At 50.4% G+C, this 18,495-nt stretch carries 20 protein-coding genes; 18 read left to right on the top strand and 2 right to left on the bottom strand.

All coding sequences use genetic code 11. The annotated features are described in order from the left end of the window. The first annotated feature begins 47 nt into the window (after positions 1-47). Positions 48-581: a DUF1697 domain-containing protein gene (locus HMPREF3093_RS07395; protein WP_070756351.1), complete on the top strand. Its 534-nt coding sequence runs from the start codon at positions 48-50 to the stop codon at positions 579-581. A 40-nt stretch (positions 582-621) separates the two neighbouring features. On the opposite strand, the gene HMPREF3093_RS07400 is transcribed toward HMPREF3093_RS07395, so the two are convergent. Beyond that, positions 622-945, bottom strand: coding sequence for a hypothetical protein (locus tag HMPREF3093_RS07400; protein WP_070756352.1), 324 nt, complete (start codon positions 943-945; stop codon positions 622-624). A gap of 76 nt (positions 946-1,021) precedes the next feature. Between HMPREF3093_RS07400 and HMPREF3093_RS07405 the strand changes: the two genes are divergently transcribed. From HMPREF3093_RS07405 to ftsX, 4 genes are all read left to right on the top strand, one after another. Then, entirely contained in the window at positions 1,022-1,384 is a 363-nt protein-coding gene (locus tag HMPREF3093_RS07405) for a MerR family transcriptional regulator (protein ID WP_180363286.1), read from the top strand. Between the two features lie 109 nt (positions 1,385-1,493). Further along, positions 1,494-2,607, top strand: a protein-coding gene (gene prfB, locus HMPREF3093_RS07410) for a peptide chain release factor 2 (protein ID WP_180363287.1) whose coding sequence is annotated in 2 segments (ribosomal slippage) — positions 1,494-1,565 and positions 1,567-2,607 — 1,113 coding nt in all. Because the reading frame shifts where the segments join, the coding sequence is not laid out codon by codon here. A gap of 98 nt (positions 2,608-2,705) precedes the next feature. After that, positions 2,706-3,392, top strand: coding sequence for a cell division ATP-binding protein FtsE (ftsE, locus tag HMPREF3093_RS07415; protein ID WP_070756354.1), 687 nt, complete (start codon positions 2,706-2,708; stop codon positions 3,390-3,392). Continuing rightward, positions 3,379-4,269, top strand: a complete 891-nt coding sequence (gene ftsX / locus HMPREF3093_RS07420; RefSeq protein ID WP_070756355.1) for a permease-like cell division protein FtsX — start codon at positions 3,379-3,381, stop codon at positions 4,267-4,269. Before ftsE ends, ftsX begins: the two co-directional genes overlap by 14 nt. Positions 4,270-4,356: 87 nt before the next feature. Here ftsX and HMPREF3093_RS07425 read toward each other — a convergent pair whose 3' ends face one another. After that, positions 4,357-5,613: an MFS transporter gene (locus HMPREF3093_RS07425; RefSeq protein ID WP_070756356.1), complete on the bottom strand. Its 1,257-nt coding sequence runs from the start codon at positions 5,611-5,613 to the stop codon at positions 4,357-4,359. 205 nt (positions 5,614-5,818) lie between these two features. Between HMPREF3093_RS07425 and HMPREF3093_RS07430 the strand changes: the two genes are divergently transcribed. The 13 genes from HMPREF3093_RS07430 (at position 5,819) to HMPREF3093_RS07485 (ending at position 18,418) form a co-directional block, all read left to right on the top strand. Then, positions 5,819-6,649 (top strand): phosphotransferase family protein, encoded by an 831-nt coding sequence (locus tag HMPREF3093_RS07430; RefSeq protein WP_070756357.1) that lies wholly within the window; start codon positions 5,819-5,821, stop codon positions 6,647-6,649. A 3-nt stretch (positions 6,650-6,652) separates the two neighbouring features. Beyond that, entirely contained in the window at positions 6,653-7,294 is a 642-nt protein-coding gene (trmB, locus tag HMPREF3093_RS07435; protein WP_023391358.1) for a tRNA (guanosine(46)-N7)-methyltransferase TrmB, read from the top strand. Between the two features lie 132 nt (positions 7,295-7,426). Next, positions 7,427-7,603, top strand: coding sequence for a hypothetical protein (locus tag HMPREF3093_RS09825; protein ID WP_023391357.1), 177 nt, complete (start codon positions 7,427-7,429; stop codon positions 7,601-7,603). A 60-nt stretch (positions 7,604-7,663) separates the two neighbouring features. Further along, positions 7,664-8,275 (top strand): NUDIX hydrolase, encoded by a 612-nt coding sequence (locus HMPREF3093_RS07440; protein ID WP_070756358.1) that lies wholly within the window; start codon positions 7,664-7,666, stop codon positions 8,273-8,275. 89 nt (positions 8,276-8,364) lie between these two features. Then, on the top strand, positions 8,365-10,371 hold the full coding sequence (tkt, locus tag HMPREF3093_RS07445; protein ID WP_070756359.1) for a transketolase: 2,007 nt from the start codon (positions 8,365-8,367) through the stop codon (positions 10,369-10,371). A 178-nt stretch (positions 10,372-10,549) separates the two neighbouring features. Then, positions 10,550-11,182, top strand: coding sequence for a sugar O-acetyltransferase (locus HMPREF3093_RS07450; RefSeq protein WP_070756360.1), 633 nt, complete (start codon positions 10,550-10,552; stop codon positions 11,180-11,182). After that, positions 11,175-12,722, top strand: coding sequence for a cardiolipin synthase (cls, locus tag HMPREF3093_RS07455; protein WP_143227685.1), 1,548 nt, complete (start codon positions 11,175-11,177; stop codon positions 12,720-12,722). Before HMPREF3093_RS07450 ends, cls begins: the two co-directional genes overlap by 8 nt. Before the next feature lie 39 nt (positions 12,723-12,761). Beyond that, a complete protein-coding gene (locus HMPREF3093_RS07460; RefSeq protein ID WP_070756361.1) occupies positions 12,762-14,210 on the top strand; it encodes a polysaccharide deacetylase family protein in 1,449 nt (482 codons plus the stop codon). A gap of 161 nt (positions 14,211-14,371) precedes the next feature. Next, positions 14,372-15,232 carry a phosphate ABC transporter permease subunit PstC gene (gene pstC / locus HMPREF3093_RS07465; protein ID WP_070756362.1) on the top strand — a complete coding sequence of 287 codons (861 nt, stop codon included), beginning with the start codon at positions 14,372-14,374 and terminating at the stop codon, positions 15,230-15,232. Then, positions 15,232-16,050 carry a phosphate ABC transporter permease PstA gene (pstA, locus tag HMPREF3093_RS07470; RefSeq protein WP_070756363.1) on the top strand — a complete coding sequence of 273 codons (819 nt, stop codon included), beginning with the start codon at positions 15,232-15,234 and terminating at the stop codon, positions 16,048-16,050. The genes pstC and pstA overlap by 1 nt, the downstream gene beginning before the upstream one ends. A 1-nt stretch (position 16,051) precedes the next feature. Continuing rightward, positions 16,052-16,813 carry a phosphate ABC transporter ATP-binding protein PstB gene (gene pstB, locus HMPREF3093_RS07475; RefSeq protein ID WP_070756364.1) on the top strand — a complete coding sequence of 254 codons (762 nt, stop codon included), beginning with the start codon at positions 16,052-16,054 and terminating at the stop codon, positions 16,811-16,813. A gap of 19 nt (positions 16,814-16,832) precedes the next feature. Further along, positions 16,833-17,489, top strand: coding sequence for a phosphate signaling complex protein PhoU (gene phoU / locus HMPREF3093_RS07480; protein WP_070756365.1), 657 nt, complete (start codon positions 16,833-16,835; stop codon positions 17,487-17,489). Between the two features lie 14 nt (positions 17,490-17,503). Beyond that, positions 17,504-18,418, top strand: coding sequence for a substrate-binding domain-containing protein (locus HMPREF3093_RS07485; RefSeq protein WP_070756366.1), 915 nt, complete (start codon positions 17,504-17,506; stop codon positions 18,416-18,418). Positions 18,419-18,495 lie beyond the last annotated feature (77 nt).

Here is an 18,495-nt window from a genome sequence, read left to right on the forward strand (position 1 = left end):
CTAAACTATGCTATAATAGGAGCTAGATAGGGAGTGACTTTAAATTTATGAAATACCTTTTATTACTTCGTGGAATCAATGTGGGTGGCAAGAACAAAGTGGTCATGAGTGAACTTAGAGCTCAGCTTGAGGCTTTGGGTTATGAAGCAGTCACTACCTACATTAATAGTGGGAATGCCTTTTTCGAAACGGAGGAGCCTCTGGAGCGCATCAAGGCTAAGATTGGCGATATGTTGGCGACTTATCCTTTTACCATTTATCATGTGGTCTTAAGTCGCGATGCCTACTTGGCGGATGCCGCACAAGTGCCGGACTGGTGGCAGGAGCCCTTGGCACGTCGTGATGTGCTCTTCTACACCGATCAGGTGGATTATGAGCATATGAAGGCCCGCATTAAGGCCATGCCCCTACACGATGAAGTGGTTCATTTTGGCGACCGGGCGGTCTTCTGGGGCAAATACACGGAAAGTGAATACCTCAAGACCTCCTACCACAAGTACCTGCTCAAGGAGGACTTCTATCCGCAGATTACCATCCGTAATGGCAAGACCTTCGATAAATTGCGGGACTTGCTAGGTTAAGCCCAAAAAAGAGCCGGACCCCTTAGGTCGGCTCTTTTGCTTAGCTTAGCCAGTAGGCTAGCCAGAGAATTAGAGACAAGCTACCACGAATGAGGAGATGACGTGCTTGGATGCGGCCGAATAGATAATGGCCGTTGAGTGGGGCGCAGACCATGAGGCTGAGCAAGGCTAGGCCTAGCCCAAAACAGGCAGGCCCGTGCGACAGCCAACCCAAGCAGGCTGCTAGGCTGGTTATCATAAGGGTCAAGGCGCAAAAGACATTAAGTCCGGTCAGCCAAGCCAGACCGGGGCGCCGGCTATGAAGGCTGGCACCCAGCATGGCTAGGGCGTAGAGGACGAAGAGACTGAGTAAGATAATTTTCATGATAGGACCTCCTTGTAGGTTACTATCTCTAGTAAAACCTGAGGGGCTAAGCCCCTGTCAAGAGGAGGAGACCAAAATGTTGCAGACGGGACAGATTGAAGCCAAATACCAGGTCAGTCGCGACACTCTGAGATTCTATATTGAAGAGGGTCTCGTGGTGCCTGATAAGGTGGCCGGCAAGTATCAGTGGTTGCCTGAACATGAGGCGGCTTTGACCAATATTTTGGAACTGCGAGCCCTGGGCTTATCGGTCAAGGCCATTAAACGCATTAAGGAATTGCATGAGACGGCTTGTGGAACCGAGATCCAATGGCGGGAGAATTTAGCGGTTGTGGAGGAAGAGCTAGCAGATTTAGACCGCCAACAAGCTGACTTGGACCGCCGCCGGGCTTCCTTGGGCGCTTTGGCCGAGCAATTGCGTCAGCGATTAGAAGTTTAAAACTAGGCACAATTCAAGGCAAAGGCCCCCTGGTGGGGCCTTTTACCATTGTCCCACTAGGTTTTGCGTGGTACAATAAGGTGATTGACTAAACGAAGGAGCGTTGATTATGGAATTATATGAAATTCGTCAATTCATTGACAAAGCCAATAACCAATTAGCTAGCTTCAGGGGGTCTCTTTGACTTAGAGGCTTTAGAAGCAGATATTGCCGACTACGAACATCAGATGTCGGCGCCTGATTTCTGGGATGATAACGAAAAGGCTCAGAAAATTATCAGCCAACTTAACTTAGCTAAGGAGACTTACTCGACCATTCATGCCTTGGAAGAAGGTGTGGCGGACATTGAAGTGGCCCTTGAACTCTATGATGAGACAGAAGATGCCGATATCTTGGCTGAAGCGGAAGGTCAGGTTGCCCAAGTCCAAGCGGACTTAGATGCCTATGAGATGAAGTTGCTCCTGTCGGGACCTCATGATGCCAATAATGCCATTCTAGAAATTCACCCAGGGGCTGGCGGGACCGAATCCCAGGACTGGGGCAGTGTGCTACTGCGTATGTATCAGCGTTGGGCGGATAAGCAGGGCTTCAAGGTAACGGTCTTGGATTATCAAGACGGGGAAGAAGCGGGTATTAAGAGTGTGACCCTGGAAATTGAAGGCCACAATGCCTATGGCTATCTCAAGTCAGAGAAGGGTGTGCACCGCTTGGTGCGGATTTCGCCTTTTGACTCCAACAGCCGCCGCCATACTTCCTTTGCTTCGGTTGAAGTGACGCCTATGTTGGATGATACCATCGAAATCGACATCAACCCCGATGATTTACGGATTGATACCTATCGGGCTTCAGGGGCTGGGGGTCAGCATATTAACAAGACCTCCTCTGCTATTCGAATTACCCATATTCCGACCGGCATAGTAACCCAGAGCCAGTCCCAACGTTCCCAGTTCCAGAACCGGGATTTAGCCATGGCCATGCTCAAAGCCAAGCTCTACCAATTAGAGGAAGAGAACAAGGCCAAGGAATTAGCCGCCCTCAAAGGGGAACAAAAAGACATTGCCTGGGGCTCGCAGATTCGCTCCTATGTCTTCCACCCTTACGCCATGGTCAAGGATCACCGGACTGGCTACGAAGTGGGCAACACGGGGGCTGTCATGGACGGCGACCTCAACGGCTTTATCGATGCCTATCTCAAATGGCAAATGGGCGATTCTGCCTCCTGATACACAATTGACATCTCCTTGTGACCCAGTGGACGAGGGAATGTGGTAGACTTAGAATGACCGAATTTTAGAAAAAGAAAGAGAAAGAAGGTGACCAGATGATTCAATTACAACTTGTCAGCAAACAATATGACAAGGGGACTATTGCCTTACGTGACATCAACCTCTTTATTGACAAAGGGGAGTTTGTCTACTTGATTGGGCCAAGTGGCTCCGGTAAGTCGACCCTGATGAAGTTGCTTTATCGTGAAGAAATGCAGACCCGCGGGACTATCCGGGTAGGGGACTTTAACCTCAACAAGCTTAAGGAACGGCAAGTGCCACACTTGCGCCGGACGGTAGGGGTAGTCTTCCAGGACTTCAAGTTGCTGCCTAAATTGAACGTCTACGAAAATATCGCCTATACCCTAGAGGTAACGGGCGAGAGTGGCCGGACTATTAAAGCCCGGGTTAAGGAAGTTTTAGAATTAGTGGGCCTAGCCCATAAGGCCAAATCCTATCCAAATCAATTATCAGGTGGGGAACAACAACGGGTGGCCATTGCTCGGGCTATTGCCAACCGTCCAGCTATCTTGATTGCGGACGAGCCAACTGGTAACTTGGACCCTGAGACAGCCATGGGCATTCATCGTGTCCTAGAATCCATTCATCGCCGGGGAACCACCATTTTGATGGGGACCCATAACGATACCCTGGTGGACCACTTCCAACATCGAGTAGTGGTGCTGGAAGGTGGCCGGATTGTCCGCGATGACCGGAAGGGGGATTACCATGAGAGCCATTAGAAGTTTCTTCCGTCATATTCGCGACGGTTTCCGTAACCTCTTCCGTAACGGACTCATGACCTTGGTGTCCATCTTCACCATGACCTTAACCTTGATTATGATTGGGAGCTTCGTGCTGATTTGGACTAACATTAATGAAGCGACGCGAAATATCGAACAGACCTTCCAAGTACGGGTGCTGATTGACCGCATTGCGACGGAAGAAGAAGAAGCCGCACTCAAGACGCAAATCCAAGGCCTGGAGCATGTCACCGATGTGGTCTATCGCAGCAAGGATGAGGAACTAGAGCACTATAAGAAGACAATCACTTCTGACTTCGATGTCATTGAAGGGGACAAGAACCCCCTCAATAACGTTTATGTAGTCTCAGTGGATAAGGGCGAGAACCTAGATAAGGTGGCCCAGGATATTCGTAAGCTAGCCAAGGTAGAAGCTGCCAATTATGGTTCCACAGACGTTGAGACCATTCTAGGCAACATCAATGCCGTGCGGATCGTCCTAGCCGTACTGGCCTCTATCTTCGTTGTCTTTGCGGTACTTCTGGTGTCAAACACTATTCGTCTGACTATTTTGGCCCGCCGCACAGAAATCGAGATTATGCGCCTAGTAGGGGCAACCAAGCGCTACATTCGCGCGCCTTTCAAATATGAAGGGGCCTATATTGGCTTGATTTCGGGTCTTCTGGCCTTTGGTGCCTTGTATGGCATCTATGAAGGAGCCCATAGCTACTTGCCTGGCTTCTTAGGACTAGCTAATCTCCAGCTGGTAGCCACCATGCCAATTCTGGCCTATGTAGGAGCAGGACTCCTGGTGATTGGGATTGTCTTAGGTCGCCTAGGGGCAGGCCGCTCAATCCGTCGTTTCTTAGATATATAAGAGTCTAAAGGACTGGAAGATATTTCCAGTCCTTTTTAATATGAAAAAAAGCCACTAGCTTGGCTAGTGGCTGGGTCTTAGTTGAGGTTAGTCTTCTAATTGGTTGCTTAAAATGTTGACCTTGTAGAAGCGAGGCCAGTAGGCGGTTACGCCTATCATAATAGCGCCGCATAAGAGGAAGAGTAGGCTAGCTGGCAAGTAGTCGAAACCTAAGGAGAAGATGACCATGCCTAGGGGCGAGAGGAGCTGGCTAGCCGTTGAGACGATATTGAAAATCCGGCCTTGATAGTGAGTGGGTACAATCTGGGTGACCCAGGTCATCATGGGAATGTTAACGGCCGTTGAGATACCACCAAAGAATAAACTAATAAGGAGGAAGAAGGCGAAGAAGGCATCTGTTGACAGAGGTAACCAGAGGACAGCCCCCATAAGCGCCACCAGGCCGCCAATGGTGAGGATGGATTTCCAGGCTAGGAGTAGTGGATAGCGGATAGCCTTACGAGCGGAAAGGTAAATCCCCACTAAGATGAAGCCTAGGCTGAGCGCAGCTTCCGTTAGGCCGTAGTAGTAATCTGAGAAGTGGAGGACTTTGACTTGGACATAAGGCATGCCCACAATGATCCCTGTAATCAGAAGGTTAATGAACATGAAGAGAGCCAAGGTATGTTGGAATTTCTTGTGGGCCTTGATAAAGTCCAGCCCTTCCTTGAAGAGGGTGAAGAGAGAGGCTTCAGCATCCGCTTGATGATGCGCAACGAGGTGGAAGTTAAGGGTCAGGGTGATGATAATGACGAGAGCTTCTAAGACAATCTCTAGCCCTACCAGGTATTCTAATGGCAGAGTGGCATAGAGGGCAACCCCAGCAATAGGCGCGATAAATTGAGACAGGGCACCAATGGTTTGTTCGATGGATCTGAGTTTATGGACGTGCTCCTCAACAACTAGGTTGGTAGCGGCCGACACCGAAGCGGTAGACAGGAATTGGTCGGAAATCTTGAGGGCAATCAAGAGCAGGAAGACCATGAGCAGATTGCTAGTCAGATGGGTGGTGGCGATAAAGCCGGCAAAGAGCCCCAGGGCTAGGATACTGAGACCTTGAGCCCAAATAATGATGTGTTGTTTGTTGTATTTATCGACTAGGCTACCGGTAAAGGGCAGCAGTAGCAGGGAAACCACTGGCCCTACTGCCTGGGACAGGCCGAAGTAAATGGCTGAGTCACTGTGCTTGAGGATAATCAAGCCGATGACGAAGGTCAGGATGGCAGAACCGAGCGTACCGGCTAGGTTGGATACAATCAGTTTACTGAGTTGTTTATTGGATGCTTGGGTGAGTCTAGCTTCCATGGGAATCACTCCTTTCTTAATCGATTTTAGTCTAACATAGGAGTTGGAGGCTGCCATCGGCCTTAGGACCGAAATTTGAGCTTGAGGCTAGTATTACAATCACAACCAGGAATCGCTTACATCAACTATTTAGTGGAAAAGTATTTTACCTGGGTCCATTCCATGGTAAAATGGACTGTATGCTTATGAGAGAGGAGGCGCCCAGATGCGAGATGGACAGGAACAAGACTGGCAAATGACCCCTATCGGGGGAGCTAGTGGTGATGCCTATATGGGCGTTAAGAATAACGAACGCGTCTTCTTCAAGCGCAACTCCTCGCCTTTCTTAGCGGCCTTGTCAGCGCAAGGGATTACGCCTAAGCTCATGTGGACCCAGCGGACCTATTCAGGGGACCTCCTGGTGGCTCAAGAATGGAAGGATGGTCGTCTGCTGAGCCGAGAAGACATGGGGCAGGAAAAAGTTATTCAATTGATTCGTTCCATTCATCAATCCGACTACCTGCTCATGATGCTCAAGCGCAGTGAAGACCAACTCTTCTATCCCTTGGACTTTATTGCCCTCTATCTCAAAGACCTGCCAGCAGCCCTCTGTCAGCACCATTTCTTCAACGAAGTGATTCATTCACTGGAAGACGCCTTAGATGATGACTTCTATAATGTTAACTACTGTGTCTGCCATGGGGATTTACATCACCTTAATTTCTTGGAGGCGGAAGATGGCCAGCTCTACCTAGTAGACTGGGAGAACGTCCGCATTGCTGATCCGCTTAGCGACCTTAGCCGTCTACTCTGTGAGTATTACCGGCCTAGCGACTGGACCCAATGGCTTAAGACTTATGGCCTGCGCTTTGATGCCACCACCTACAAAAGAGTCCAGTGGTATAGCCAGATTAACTGTCTACTCATTATCAAACACTATTATCAGGAGAATCGCTTCGACCGTATGAACGAATTGGTGCTACTCTTGAAATCTATCTACCAAGGGGCGCAAGCTGATAAGCGGCGTCTCGCCCATCAACCAAAGGAGTTTTTCTAAGTTATGAGATTACGTCATAAACCTTGGGCCCAGGATAAACTGGATGCCCATCCTCAGTATGTGCCTCAGCAAGCGGAGACACTCCGTGGCCAGTGGCAGACGCGTTTCGCCAAGGAACAGCCTATTCATATCGAAGTCGGTTCTGGTAAGGGACGCTTTATCGTGGAAATGGCTAAGCGCCATCCTGAAATTAACTACATCAGTATTGAAATTCAAACCAGTGTCATCGTGACGGTCTTGGAACATCAAATCCGGGAAGACTTACCTAACTTGCAGATTCTTCACGCCGATGGCCGCAACCTCAACCAGTACTTCGCGCCGGGCGAAGTGTCCCTGGTCTACCTCAACTTCAGTGATCCTTGGCCTAAGAAAAAACATGCCAAGCGTCGTCTGACCTCGCCTGATTTTCTGGCTCAATACCAAGAGATTTTGGTGCCAGAAGGGGAGATTCACTTCAAGACCGACAACCAAGGTCTTTTCGAATATTCCTTAGCCAGCATGTCTCAGTATGGCCTCTACTTCAAACAGGTCTGGTTAGACTTGCACCAGTCAGACTTCCCTGATAATGTCATGACTGAATATGAGGAGAAATTCTCTTCGCGTGGGCACCGTATTTATCGCATGGAAGCAAAGTTTAGAAAATAAGTCCTTGGGGCAGGAAGGTGACTTCCTGTCCTTTTTTGATTGGGCCTGGCTAGTTTGGATTAAGCGTGTCTCTATACAAGGCCTGATAAATTTGGTATAATAGCGTTATCAAAAGCAACCGGAGGCGGTATTATGGTAAAAGATAATCCATTAGAAATCGAAAACATCGAAGACGAAGAATTGGCCGCACAAGACCATGCGGATGGTCATTGTGGTGTAGGGTGCTGCAGCACCTCCTTCCACGTAGTTGATTCTGAAGAAGCCTTCCAAGAACTTCTTCGGGGTTTGCAAGACGAAGGTTCATTCTAATCTTGCAAGACCCTGAGGCCCTTGGGGCCTCTTTTTTCGTAGAGAGGGAGGAGAAAGTGTATGGATGAACTGGTCTTGTTAAAGGAACTCATTGCCATTGGCCTGGCGGGTGTCTTCTATTCTAAGGATGTCTTCGACACCGAACGCTATGAGCGGATTCAAGTCATCGCCAAGCAACTTATTGCCCAGAGGTCTAATTTGACTCGGGAGCAGCTGGACCTGGGCTTTGATGGCGAATATGGCTATCAGACGCCTAAGGTTGATACCCGAGCGGTGGTCTGGCGAGACGGAAAGATTCTGTTAGTTCAGGAAGCCGATGGACGCTGGGCCCTGCCAGGTGGCTGGATGGACGTGACGGAGACTTTGACTTCTAACGCCCTCAAGGAGCTTTGGGAGGAGGCCGGTGTCGTCGGGCAGGCTAAGCGTCTGATTATGATCCAAGACCGTAATCTGCATAATCCAGGTCATAGTCCTTTAACTATTCTCAAGTGCTTCATCGAGTGTGACTACCAGAATCAAAACTTCCAAGCCAATGTCGAGACCCAGGCAGCGGAATTTTTCGCTCCGGATGACTTGCCGGAACTCTTTGAAGCCAAAAGCTCCTACCAACAAATCGCGCTCTGCCATGAGGCCTATCAGGCGGGTGAGCGTTGGCAGGTATTAATCGATTGATTTTTGAGCATTCGAACATTTAATTTGTTCGATTTTTACCCGATTCGTGTTACAATAAAGGCAAGCAACAAAGCAAAGGAGATATGCGCATGTTTAATGAAAAAGACTTACTCGCCGTCAATACCCTACGGACCCTGAGTGTGGATCAAATTGAGGCTGCTAACTCAGGTCACCCTGGTTTACCAATGGGGGCGGCACCGATGGCTTATGCCTTGTGGGCAGGCCACTTGAATGTTAACGCTAAGGATTCTGACTGGCTCAACCGCGACCGTTTTATCCTCAGTGCGGGCCATGGTTCAGCCTTGCTATACAGCCTGTTGCATACCGCTGGCTTTGATGTAAGCATTGATGACTTGAAGAACTTCCGCCAATTAGGCAGCAAGACCCCTGGTCACCCAGAAGTGGGTCACACGCACGGGGTAGAAGCGACTTCTGGTCCTTTAGGTCAAGGGATTGCGACAGCTGTCGGCATGGCCATGGCTGAAGCTCACTTAGGTGCAACCTACAACACGCCTGACTTCCCAGTAATCGACCACTACACCTATGCCCTATGCGGTGACGGGGACTTAATGGAAGGGGTAGCCTATGAAGCCTGCTCCTTAGCTGGTAAGCTCCAATTAGGTAAATTAGTAGTGCTCTACGATTCTAACGATATTTCCTTGGACGGGGACTTATCTCAAGCCTTCGTAGAAAATGTCAAAGACCGTTTTGAAGCACAAGGCTGGCACTATCTCCGCGTGGAAGATGGTAACGACTTGAATGCTATTTCTGCTGCCATTGAAGCAGCTAAGGCTCACACTAGCCAACCAACTATCATCGAAATCAAGACCGTGATCGGCTTTGGTTCTAAGAACGAGGGGACTGCCAAGGTTCACGGGGCGCCTTTAGGGGCAGAAGATTGGGCAGCAACCAAGGCTAAATATGGCTGGAACTACCCTGCCTTCACTGTGCCAGAAGAAGCAGCTCAACTTTTCGCTGAGAAAGTTCAAGCGCGTGGCGCCAAAGCCAATGAGGCTTGGAACCAGTTATTTGAAGCTTACAAGGCTGCTCACCCTGAAAAGGCTGCTGCCTTAGTCGCTGCCTTCCAAGGTAAATTGCCTGAAGGCTATGATGCAGGCTTGAAACTAGTTGGTCCAGAAACAGCGGCTGACGCAAGCCGTAACTCAAGCTTCAAGGCCATTCAAGCCTTAGGTCAAGGCGTGCCTTTCCTATGGGGTGGCTCTGCTGACTTATCTGGTTCTAACAAGACTATGAACAGCCAAGAACAAGACTTCATGCCTGATAACTACGCAGGCCGCAACATCTGGTTCGGGGTACGTGAATTCGGCATGGCAGCTGCCATGAACGGGGTAGCTCTCCATGGTGGGTCTAAGATTTACGGTGGGACCTTCTTCGTCTTCACTGACTACCTCAAGGCTGCTGTACGTTTGGCTGCTTTATCTCAATTGCCAGTGATCTATGTCATGACACATGACTCAATCGCAGTTGGGGAAGACGGCCCAACCCACGAACCAATCGAACAATTGGCTGCCTTCCGTGCCTTGCCTAACCTCAACGTCTTCCGTCCAGCAGACGTGAACGAGACTTATGTGGCTTGGAAGGTTGCGTTAGAAGAACAAACTCGTCCAAGTATGTTAGTCTTAACACGTCAAAACTTGCCAGTCTTGGCTAACAGCCAGTCCTTGGCAGAAGAAGGCGTACGTAAAGGGGCTTATGTGGTTTCTCCAGCTCAAGGTCAAGTGCCTGCTGGTTTACTCCTAGCTTCTGGTTCTGAAGTAGCCTTAGCGGTCGCCGCTCAAGCTAAATTACGTGAAGAGCACGGCGTGGATGTATCCGTTGTATCCTTCCCAGCCTTCAACCGCTTCGACGAGCAAGATGCGGCTTACAAGGAATCTGTTTTGCCAAATGCCGTTCGCAACCGTCTGTCTGTTGAAATGGCCTCAACCTTCGGTTGGCAAAAATATGTCGGCTTAGACGGCGTCACTGTGGGCATCGATGGCTTCGGGGCATCAGGTCCAGCTGACCAAGTCATGGCTCAATTTGGCTTCACCGTAGACAACGTGGTGGCACGTTACTTAGAAGCTTTCGGTAAATAAGTTAAAGAATTTAAAAGGGTTGGAAGCTAACTTCCAGCCCTTTTTTCTATGGCCGAGTTAGGTAGGCGAGAGGGGCCAAAGTGTGCATTTAAGCGCACATTTTTGGTGATTGGAGTTGTTTCAAAGGGGCGTCATCGGGTATAATAGAAGGGAGTAGCTTAAGAAGGGGGATACGACTATGCGCGAATATGAACGAATGATTTCTGGGCAAGCTTATAATCCATCAGACATGGGGTTGCGCCAATTGGGCCAAAAGGGGCGTTTGGCGATGGAGCGCTATAACGCCTTGTCGCGGACGGAAAAGGAAGCTCGTTATCAGATTCTCAAGGAGACCTTCGCGGCAATTGGCCAGCGTTGTCATATTGAGTCTCCCTTCTATGTGGACTATGGTTGTAATATCTCGGTGGGTGAGTACTTCTATGCCAACTTTGATTGTATTATGCTGGACGTGGCGCCGATTACCATTGGCCGCAATGTTATGTTTGGGCCTCGGGTCAGCCTCTATACGGCGACCCATCCCCTGGATGCTGGGGTCCGCAACCGCGTTATTGAATTTGGTAAACCTATCACCATCGGCGATGAATGCTGGCTAGGTGGCAATGTAGTGGGCAATCCTGGTGTCACCATTGGCCCTCGCACGGTTGTGGCTTCAGGTTCTGTTGTCACCAAGGACCTGCCGGCTGATGTGCTGGCGGCAGGTAACCCGGCTCGCATCATTCGGACCTTAGGTCAGGAGGAACGCCTGCATTGGGAGGCGGTTGAGGCTGACTACTTTGCTAGCAAGGCAGCAGAGGAGGGAGATTGTGATTAAAAAACTCCGAGGTCGTTTTACTACTGGGCGGGCCCTGGTGACGACCCTCCTGATTCTGATTCAGCTAGTCTGGTTTGCCACGGTCTTTCTCAACATCATCGATTACTCCTTGGTACTGGACGCCCTCTTGCGGGTTTTCACGGTCATCATGACCCTATATCTGATTCGTAAGAACGAAAACCCAGCCTATCGCATGAGCTGGATTATCTTGATGGGCCTCTTGCCTATCTTCGGTGGGCTCTTCTATGCCCTCTTCGGAAATAAGCGGCCTAGCCGACACATGGCAGCCCAGGTAGCCAACCAAGTGGCCAAGGATTATGCCCAAGCTGTGTCAGGGGCTTATCCTCACCTGTTAGAGCAGGATTCCCGTATGGCTAGCCTCAGCTATTATATTGAACAAACCTCTAATTTACCGGTCTATGGGGATACCCGAGTAGATTACTATGCTGCAGGTGAGTTGGCCTTGGAGCCTCTTTTGGAGGCTTTGCGGTCGGCGGAACGCTATATATTGCTTGAATTTTTCATTATGAATCCAGGCCTCTTCATGGATCAGGTCTTCGAAGTCTTAGCGCAAAAGGCTGACCAAGGAGTGGAGGTTCGCGTGATCTATGATGATTTTGGTTGCTTGACCACCTTGCCGAGTGACTTTGTCGCTCAAATGGAGGCTATCGGTATTAAGTGCCTGCAGTTTAATCCCTTTACGCCGGTGATTTCGCTAGCCGTTAACAACCGCGACCACCGTAAGATTGTGGTCGTCGACGGCAAGGTAGGCTTTACAGGTGGCATGAACCTAGCCGATGAATATATTAATGAAATCGAACGTTTTGGCTATTGGAAGGATAACCTGATCCGCCTAGAAGGGCCAGGTGTCTGGAGTCTGGCCACCCTCTTCCTGGATATGTGGAATGCCTTCTATCCTAAGAAGGACATTAACTATGAGACCTTCAAAGAGGACACCCTGGCGGAACGGGCGTTAACACTAGCCAATCCTGCTCAGGGCTTTGTCCAAGTATATGGCGACACACCTTTGGACAATGAACCCCTAGGTGAAAATGTCTATCGCGATATGCTCAATATTGCCCAGGATTATGTCTATATCTATACGCCATATCTGGTTATTTCCTATGAATTGCAGACGGCTATGACTTTGGCGGCTAGACGTGGGGTGGATGTCCGCCTCATGACACCAGGTATTCCGGATAAGAAGATGGTCTTCCGTATGACCCGTTCTTACTATCGTCCCTTGATTGAAGCAGGGGTTAAGATTTATGAATTCAGCCCTGGCTTCCTCCATGCCAAGACCTTCGTGGCAGATGACCGCTTGGCCAGTGTGGGGACCATTAACCTGGACTACCGCTCCCTCTATCTGCACTTTGAGTTGAGCGCTATGTTATACGATCATCCAGTGATTCCAACTATCAAGGCGGACTTCCTAGCCACCCAAGCCCAAGCTCGCCAAATCACCCTGGCAGATACCCGCAATACCTTGACTGGTATGTTATGGGATGCTGTCTTACGGATTGTTGCACCATTTGTATAAATTAAGTCAAAAATTATTGTTGAAGAGGACGGATTTGACATGTCAGACCAAGAACAAGTAAGCAAGCAAGATCCAATTAAACCTTCAGAAGAGACCAGTCCCAGCCCTGCCAGTGATCCAGCGGCCTTGAGAAAACGGGCAACCCGGACGGGCTTGACCATCTTAGCGGGAACTATCGCAGTGCTAGTGCTGGCCTGGGTGGCTTTCCCTCTTATTCGCGGGGGTTCAAGCCAGAGCATCCAAGCAGCCGAAAACGCTATTCAGGACCTCTACCTCAACCAGCAACGGGACTTCTTGGCTCAAGATATCTCGACCAGCAAGTTAGAGGCGGCCAAGTCTAAGGTCCAAGCCTTGGGAGGTTGGTCTGGTTACCGACTTATGCAAGACTATCAAGCGGCAGAAGCCCGTTACCAAGCCATTCAAGCCCTGAGCCAGCTCTATGCTAGCGACCAGGCCCTCATTCAAGGTAGCCAAGTCAACCACCAGGCAAAATTAGCCGAGGGTGTGACGGCTGAGACAGTTAAGTCTGTAGCTAGCAATGAAGCGGTAAGCAAGGTAGGTAAGCAAGATGCCCTAGGCCAAGCCATCCAAGAACTGATTGCGGAGGCTGATCAAGTCTTTAGCTTGAAAGATAAGGTGACGGCAGCGGTTAGCGACTTGTCCTTGGGGACGACCGTCGATCAAGCGACGGTGGACACTAACGTGGCTACTCTTCAGGCCATCGAGCAAGATATCCAAAAGATTGAAGCTCATACCGATGCCCAGGACTTGAGTGACCAGCTCAAGGATAAGGCTAAGGATTTCGCCAAGGCAGTAGCCAAAAATGCTACCGACGATAATTTATCCAAGGAAAGCATCGAGGCCCTCTGGTCTTGTGCTAGCCTAGCAGACGGCTTGTCGGGCTCTGCTATTGACCACCGTAAACTGATTAGTCTGACCTTTGACGATGGGCCGAGCCCAGAAGTGACAGAGAAGTTACTGGAAGTCTTAGACAAGCACCAGGTGAAGGCCACCTTCTTCATGATGGGGGGCTTCGTCGAGAAGTATCCTGAAATTGCTCGTAAGGTGCGAGATGCCGGCCACCAAATCGGCAATCACACCTATACCCACCCAGACATGGCCAAGGAGTCGGATGAAGGGGTTAAGAAGCAAATTCAATACGCCCAAGAAGCCATTCAAGAAGCGACGGGTGTCACCCCAACCCTCTATCGCCTACCATTCGGGAGTGGGGGTAAACGGGTTGTAGACCTCCTGCAACCTATGACCTCGATTGTCTGGAATGTGGATTCCGAAGACTGGAAGAGCCACGACAAGGACATGATTATCGAGCAGGTCTTGAGTCACCTACAACCCAAGTCGGTGATTCTCATGCACGATACCCACATCTCCACGGTGGAAGCCATTGATGTCCTCATCCCTATCTTCAAGGAGAAGGGCTATCACTTCGTCATGCCACAGCAGAACGACTTAGGCTATTACTATTACTAAGCCAAAGGACCGGAAGGTAATTTCCGGTCCTTTTCTTGTGCTGACTTAAGCACAATTTGCTTCGTCCCGCTAGGCAAGCGAGCGCAAGTTTGTGTATAATGGAGGAGAGTTAGCATGTCTAGACCTCGCATATTTGAATTAATACTATAGGAGTTACCACTATGCAACGTGATGTACGTGAGACCGTCATGAAATATGTCTTCTTGATTTCGGCTTTGATCTCGGTCTTATCTATTATCCTGATCTTTTACTTTATCTTCTCCGGCGGTCTGCCCTTTATTCTGCGGCAGGGAGTCTGGGAATTCCTGACTGGGACTAACTGGCGGCCAACGGCCAGTCAGCCTGAATTTGGCATTCTGCCCATGATTGTGGGTTCCCTGATTGTCACAGGAGGTGCTATCCTGATTGGGGTGCCTATTGGGGTCCTGACGGCCGTCTACATGGTCTTCTACTGTCCAAAACGCTATTATCGCTATGCCAAGTCGGCCATTAACCTGATGGCGGCCATTCCTTCCATTGTCTATGGTTTCTTCGCCCTCCAAATCTTCGTGCCTTTCTTCCGTCTGATGGGCCGGTCGGGTATGAATATGGTGACAGCCTCGCTCCTGCTAGGCATTATGATTCTGCCGACTATTATTGGCTTGTCGGAATCAGCCATTCGCAATGTGCCTAAGTCCTACTATCAAGGGGCCATCGGCCTAGGGACCACCCACGAGCGGGCCATCCTGACGGTCGTGGTGCCAGCTGCTAAAAACGGTATTTTGTCAGCCATTATCCTCGGGATTGGCCGAGCCATCGGGGAAACCATGGCCGTTATCCTAGTGGCGGGTAACCAACCACGGATTCCTACAGAACTCAACCAAGGGGTTCGGACCCTGACGACTAATATCGTCATGGAAATGGCCTACGCAACCGGCCAGCACCGGGAAGCCTTAATCGCCACAGCTGTGGTCCTCTTCGTCTTCATTCTGATTATTAACCTCTTCTTCACCCGGGTTAAAAACAAAGGAGGTAAACGCTAATGTCTAAGCTTACTTGGGTTAAGTGGCTGATCTATGCTTCGGCTGCCTTCACCTTGGGCATGTTAGCCTTCATTGTAGGTTTTATTGTCTGGAACGGGCTGGGTGCCTTGACGCCTAGTCTCTTCGCCTGGGACTACACGACGGACAACCTGTCCTTGACGCCGGCTTTGATTTCGACCTTGATTACGGTCGGCCTGTCGCTGGCTATTGCCACCCCCATTGGTGTCTTTACCGGCTTTTACCTAGTAGAGTACGCTGACCGCAAATCACGCGTAGTCAAAGTCATTCGTCTGGCTACGGACACCTTGGCTGCCGTGCCGTCCATTGTTTATGGCTTGTTCGGCATGCTCTTCTTCGTTATCTACCTACGCTTCCAGTTTTCGCTCTTGGCCGGGATTCTAACCATTGTCATTATGGTCCTACCCATTATTATTTCGGCAACGGAAGAAGGTCTGCTCCAGGTCGATAATTCCCTGCGTATGGGGAGTTTGGCCTTAGGTGCCGGCAAATTACGGACCATTTTCACCGTCGTCCTGCCTGTGGCCATGCCAGCCATTCTGCAAGGGGTCATTCTGGCCGTCGGGCGGATTGTCGGGGAAACGGCCGCCTTGCTCTTTACCTTAGGGTCGGCGACCGGTCTGCCATCCAGCCTCATGTCCAGTTCTCGGACCCTGTCCCTACACATGTACGTGCTCTCGTCAGAAGGGCTTCACCTTAAGGAAGCCTACGCGACCGGGACCGTCATTATTCTCTTAGTACTAGCAATTAACGGCTTATCGAGCTATATTGGGCGTCGCTTAAGCCGAGGAGGAAATTAAGATGACTCAGCCATACAAGTTTAATGTTACCAATCTCAATCTCTATTATGGAGATTTTCATGCCCTAAAAAACGTCAATATGCAACTAGAAGACAAGGTCGTGACCAGCTTTATCGGCCCATCAGGTTGCGGTAAGTCTACCTTTCTTAAGACCCTTAACCGCATGCAGGACTTGGTGCCTAGCGCCCGCGTAGAAGGGCTGATTGAGCTGGACGGTAAGAATATCTATAGTAAGAACTATGATGTCACCCAACTGCGTAAGCAAGTAGGCATGGTCTTCCAGCAACCCAACCCTTTCCCTAAGTCTATTTATGATAATATCGCCTATGGACCACGTACGCACGGCATTAAGGACAGCCAAGTCCTGGATGAAATTGTGGAGAACAGCCTTAAGGGGGCGGCGATTTGGGATATGGTTAAGGACAAGCTGCATTCTAATGCCACTGAATTATCAGGGGGGCAACAACAACGGATTTGTATTGCCAGAGCCATCGCCAACGACCCCGAGGTCCTACTCATGGACGAGCCGACTTCTGCTCTGGACCCTATTTCAACCAACAAGATTGAAGACTTGATCCAGGAACTCAAGGACCGCTACGCTATCGTGATTGTCACCCACAACATGCAACAGGCAGCCCGTATTTCGGACAAGACGGCCTTCTTCCTATCAGGGGAAGTAGTGGAATTTGGCGACACGGCCCAAATCTTTACCGATCCACACGATCAACGGACCAATGACTACATCTCAGGCCGCTTCGGCTAATCTAGAGGAGGTATGACCTATGCGTAATAACTATGTTCAAGAATTAGAAGCCTTACACAACAAGCTCTTAGACCTAGGCAAGGCGGCTGAAACCTCAGTCAACAAGGCCACCCAAGCCTATATCGAAAGCGACACCGAGTTGGCTCACGAAGTCTTCAGTGATGACCTGAGAATCAACGCGACGACGGCCGAAATCGAAAAAGATACTCACAAGATTATTGCTTTGCAGCAACCCGTAGCCCAGGACTTGCGTATGCTTTTCGCCGTTCTTCATGTCAGCATCGACCTAGAGCGCATTGCTGACCACGCGGTTTCGATCGGGACTATCGCCCTGCGCAATCAAGACCACGACGAAGAAAGCCAGACGGTTAAGGGTTACCTAGCCCGCATGGCGCAAGTGGCCGAGAAGATGATTGCGGACGCCTTGGACAGCTACATCAGTCGTGACGCTAAGAAGGCCCGTAAGGTGGCTCTCATGGACGAGGAAATTGATGAATTGCTGGAGGCGGTCTACCGCGATACGGCTGAGCGCATGGAGCGCAAACGGGAGTTGATTCCGGCCGGGATTGACTACTTGGGCGTGGCCGGCAGCTTGGAGCGTATTGGCGACTACGTGACCAACATTTGTGAGCGGGTAGTCTTCCTCAACACGGGCGAAATCGTCGAGCTCAACTAGGAGGCTAGTAGATCATGTTTATGCAGAAGAAATGGGGGAGCCGACGCCTTAAGTGGGCGCTGGCGACTCTAGTGACTGGGCTTCTAGCTGGTGCCCTTGGGCCATTTGGCGTAGAGGCAGCTGCTGCTAGCTCGGTCAGCGGCCAGCCCATTATTGTGGTCAGCCGGGAAGCGGGGTCTGGAACGCGCCAGGCCTTTGTGGAATTGGCTAAAGTCCAAGATGCCCAAGGCGACGACAATATCACCGTGGAAGCCGATGTCCTTAATACGACGGGCGGCGTCCTCCAGGTGGTGGCAGGCAATCCGGCGGCTATCGGCTATATTTCCTTTGGTTCCCTCAACGACAGCATCCAGGCCCTGAGCTTGGATGGGGTGGCGGTCAGCGCTGAGGCAGTGCGTGACGGTTCCTATCCTCTGGCCCGGCCCTTTAACCTAGCTTGGAAAGAAGATGGGTTGAGCGACCTGGGTCAAGACTTCATGTCCTTCGTCTTCTCGCGTGAGGGGCAGGCCATGGTAGAAAGCGCCGGCTATATCAGCCCCGGCAGCAAGGCGACTTGGCAGGAGCAGGCGGCCGGCACCTATGACTACAGTTCGGGTGGCCACAAGGGCCAGCTGAGTTTAGTTGGGTCGACTTCCTTGACGCCGGTCATTGAAAAGCTAGCCGAGCGTTACGAGAAGCTCAATCCTGGCGTTAAGATAAATGTGACTTCTAACGGATCGACGGCCGGCTTCACTGCGGCCCTAGATGGCACCGCCGATATCGGCATGCTGTCACGGGAGCTGACGACTAGCGAGGCTAGTCAGGTCGGGCACGCCACCTTTGCCTTAGATGGCATCGTGGTGGTGGTCAACCCGGCTCAGAGTCAGCTGAAAAACCTGACACTGACCGAATTACAAGCCATTTTCAGCGGCCAGAAAACTCATTGGTAAGATAAAAAAGCGGCTAGGATACAATCCTAGCCGCCTTTTGGTGAGTCAGTGGTCCACTTTGAAGAGTGGACCACTGG

The organism is Abiotrophia sp. HMSC24B09, from assembly GCF_001815865.1.
GTDB lineage: Bacteria > Bacillota > Bacilli > Lactobacillales > Aerococcaceae > Abiotrophia.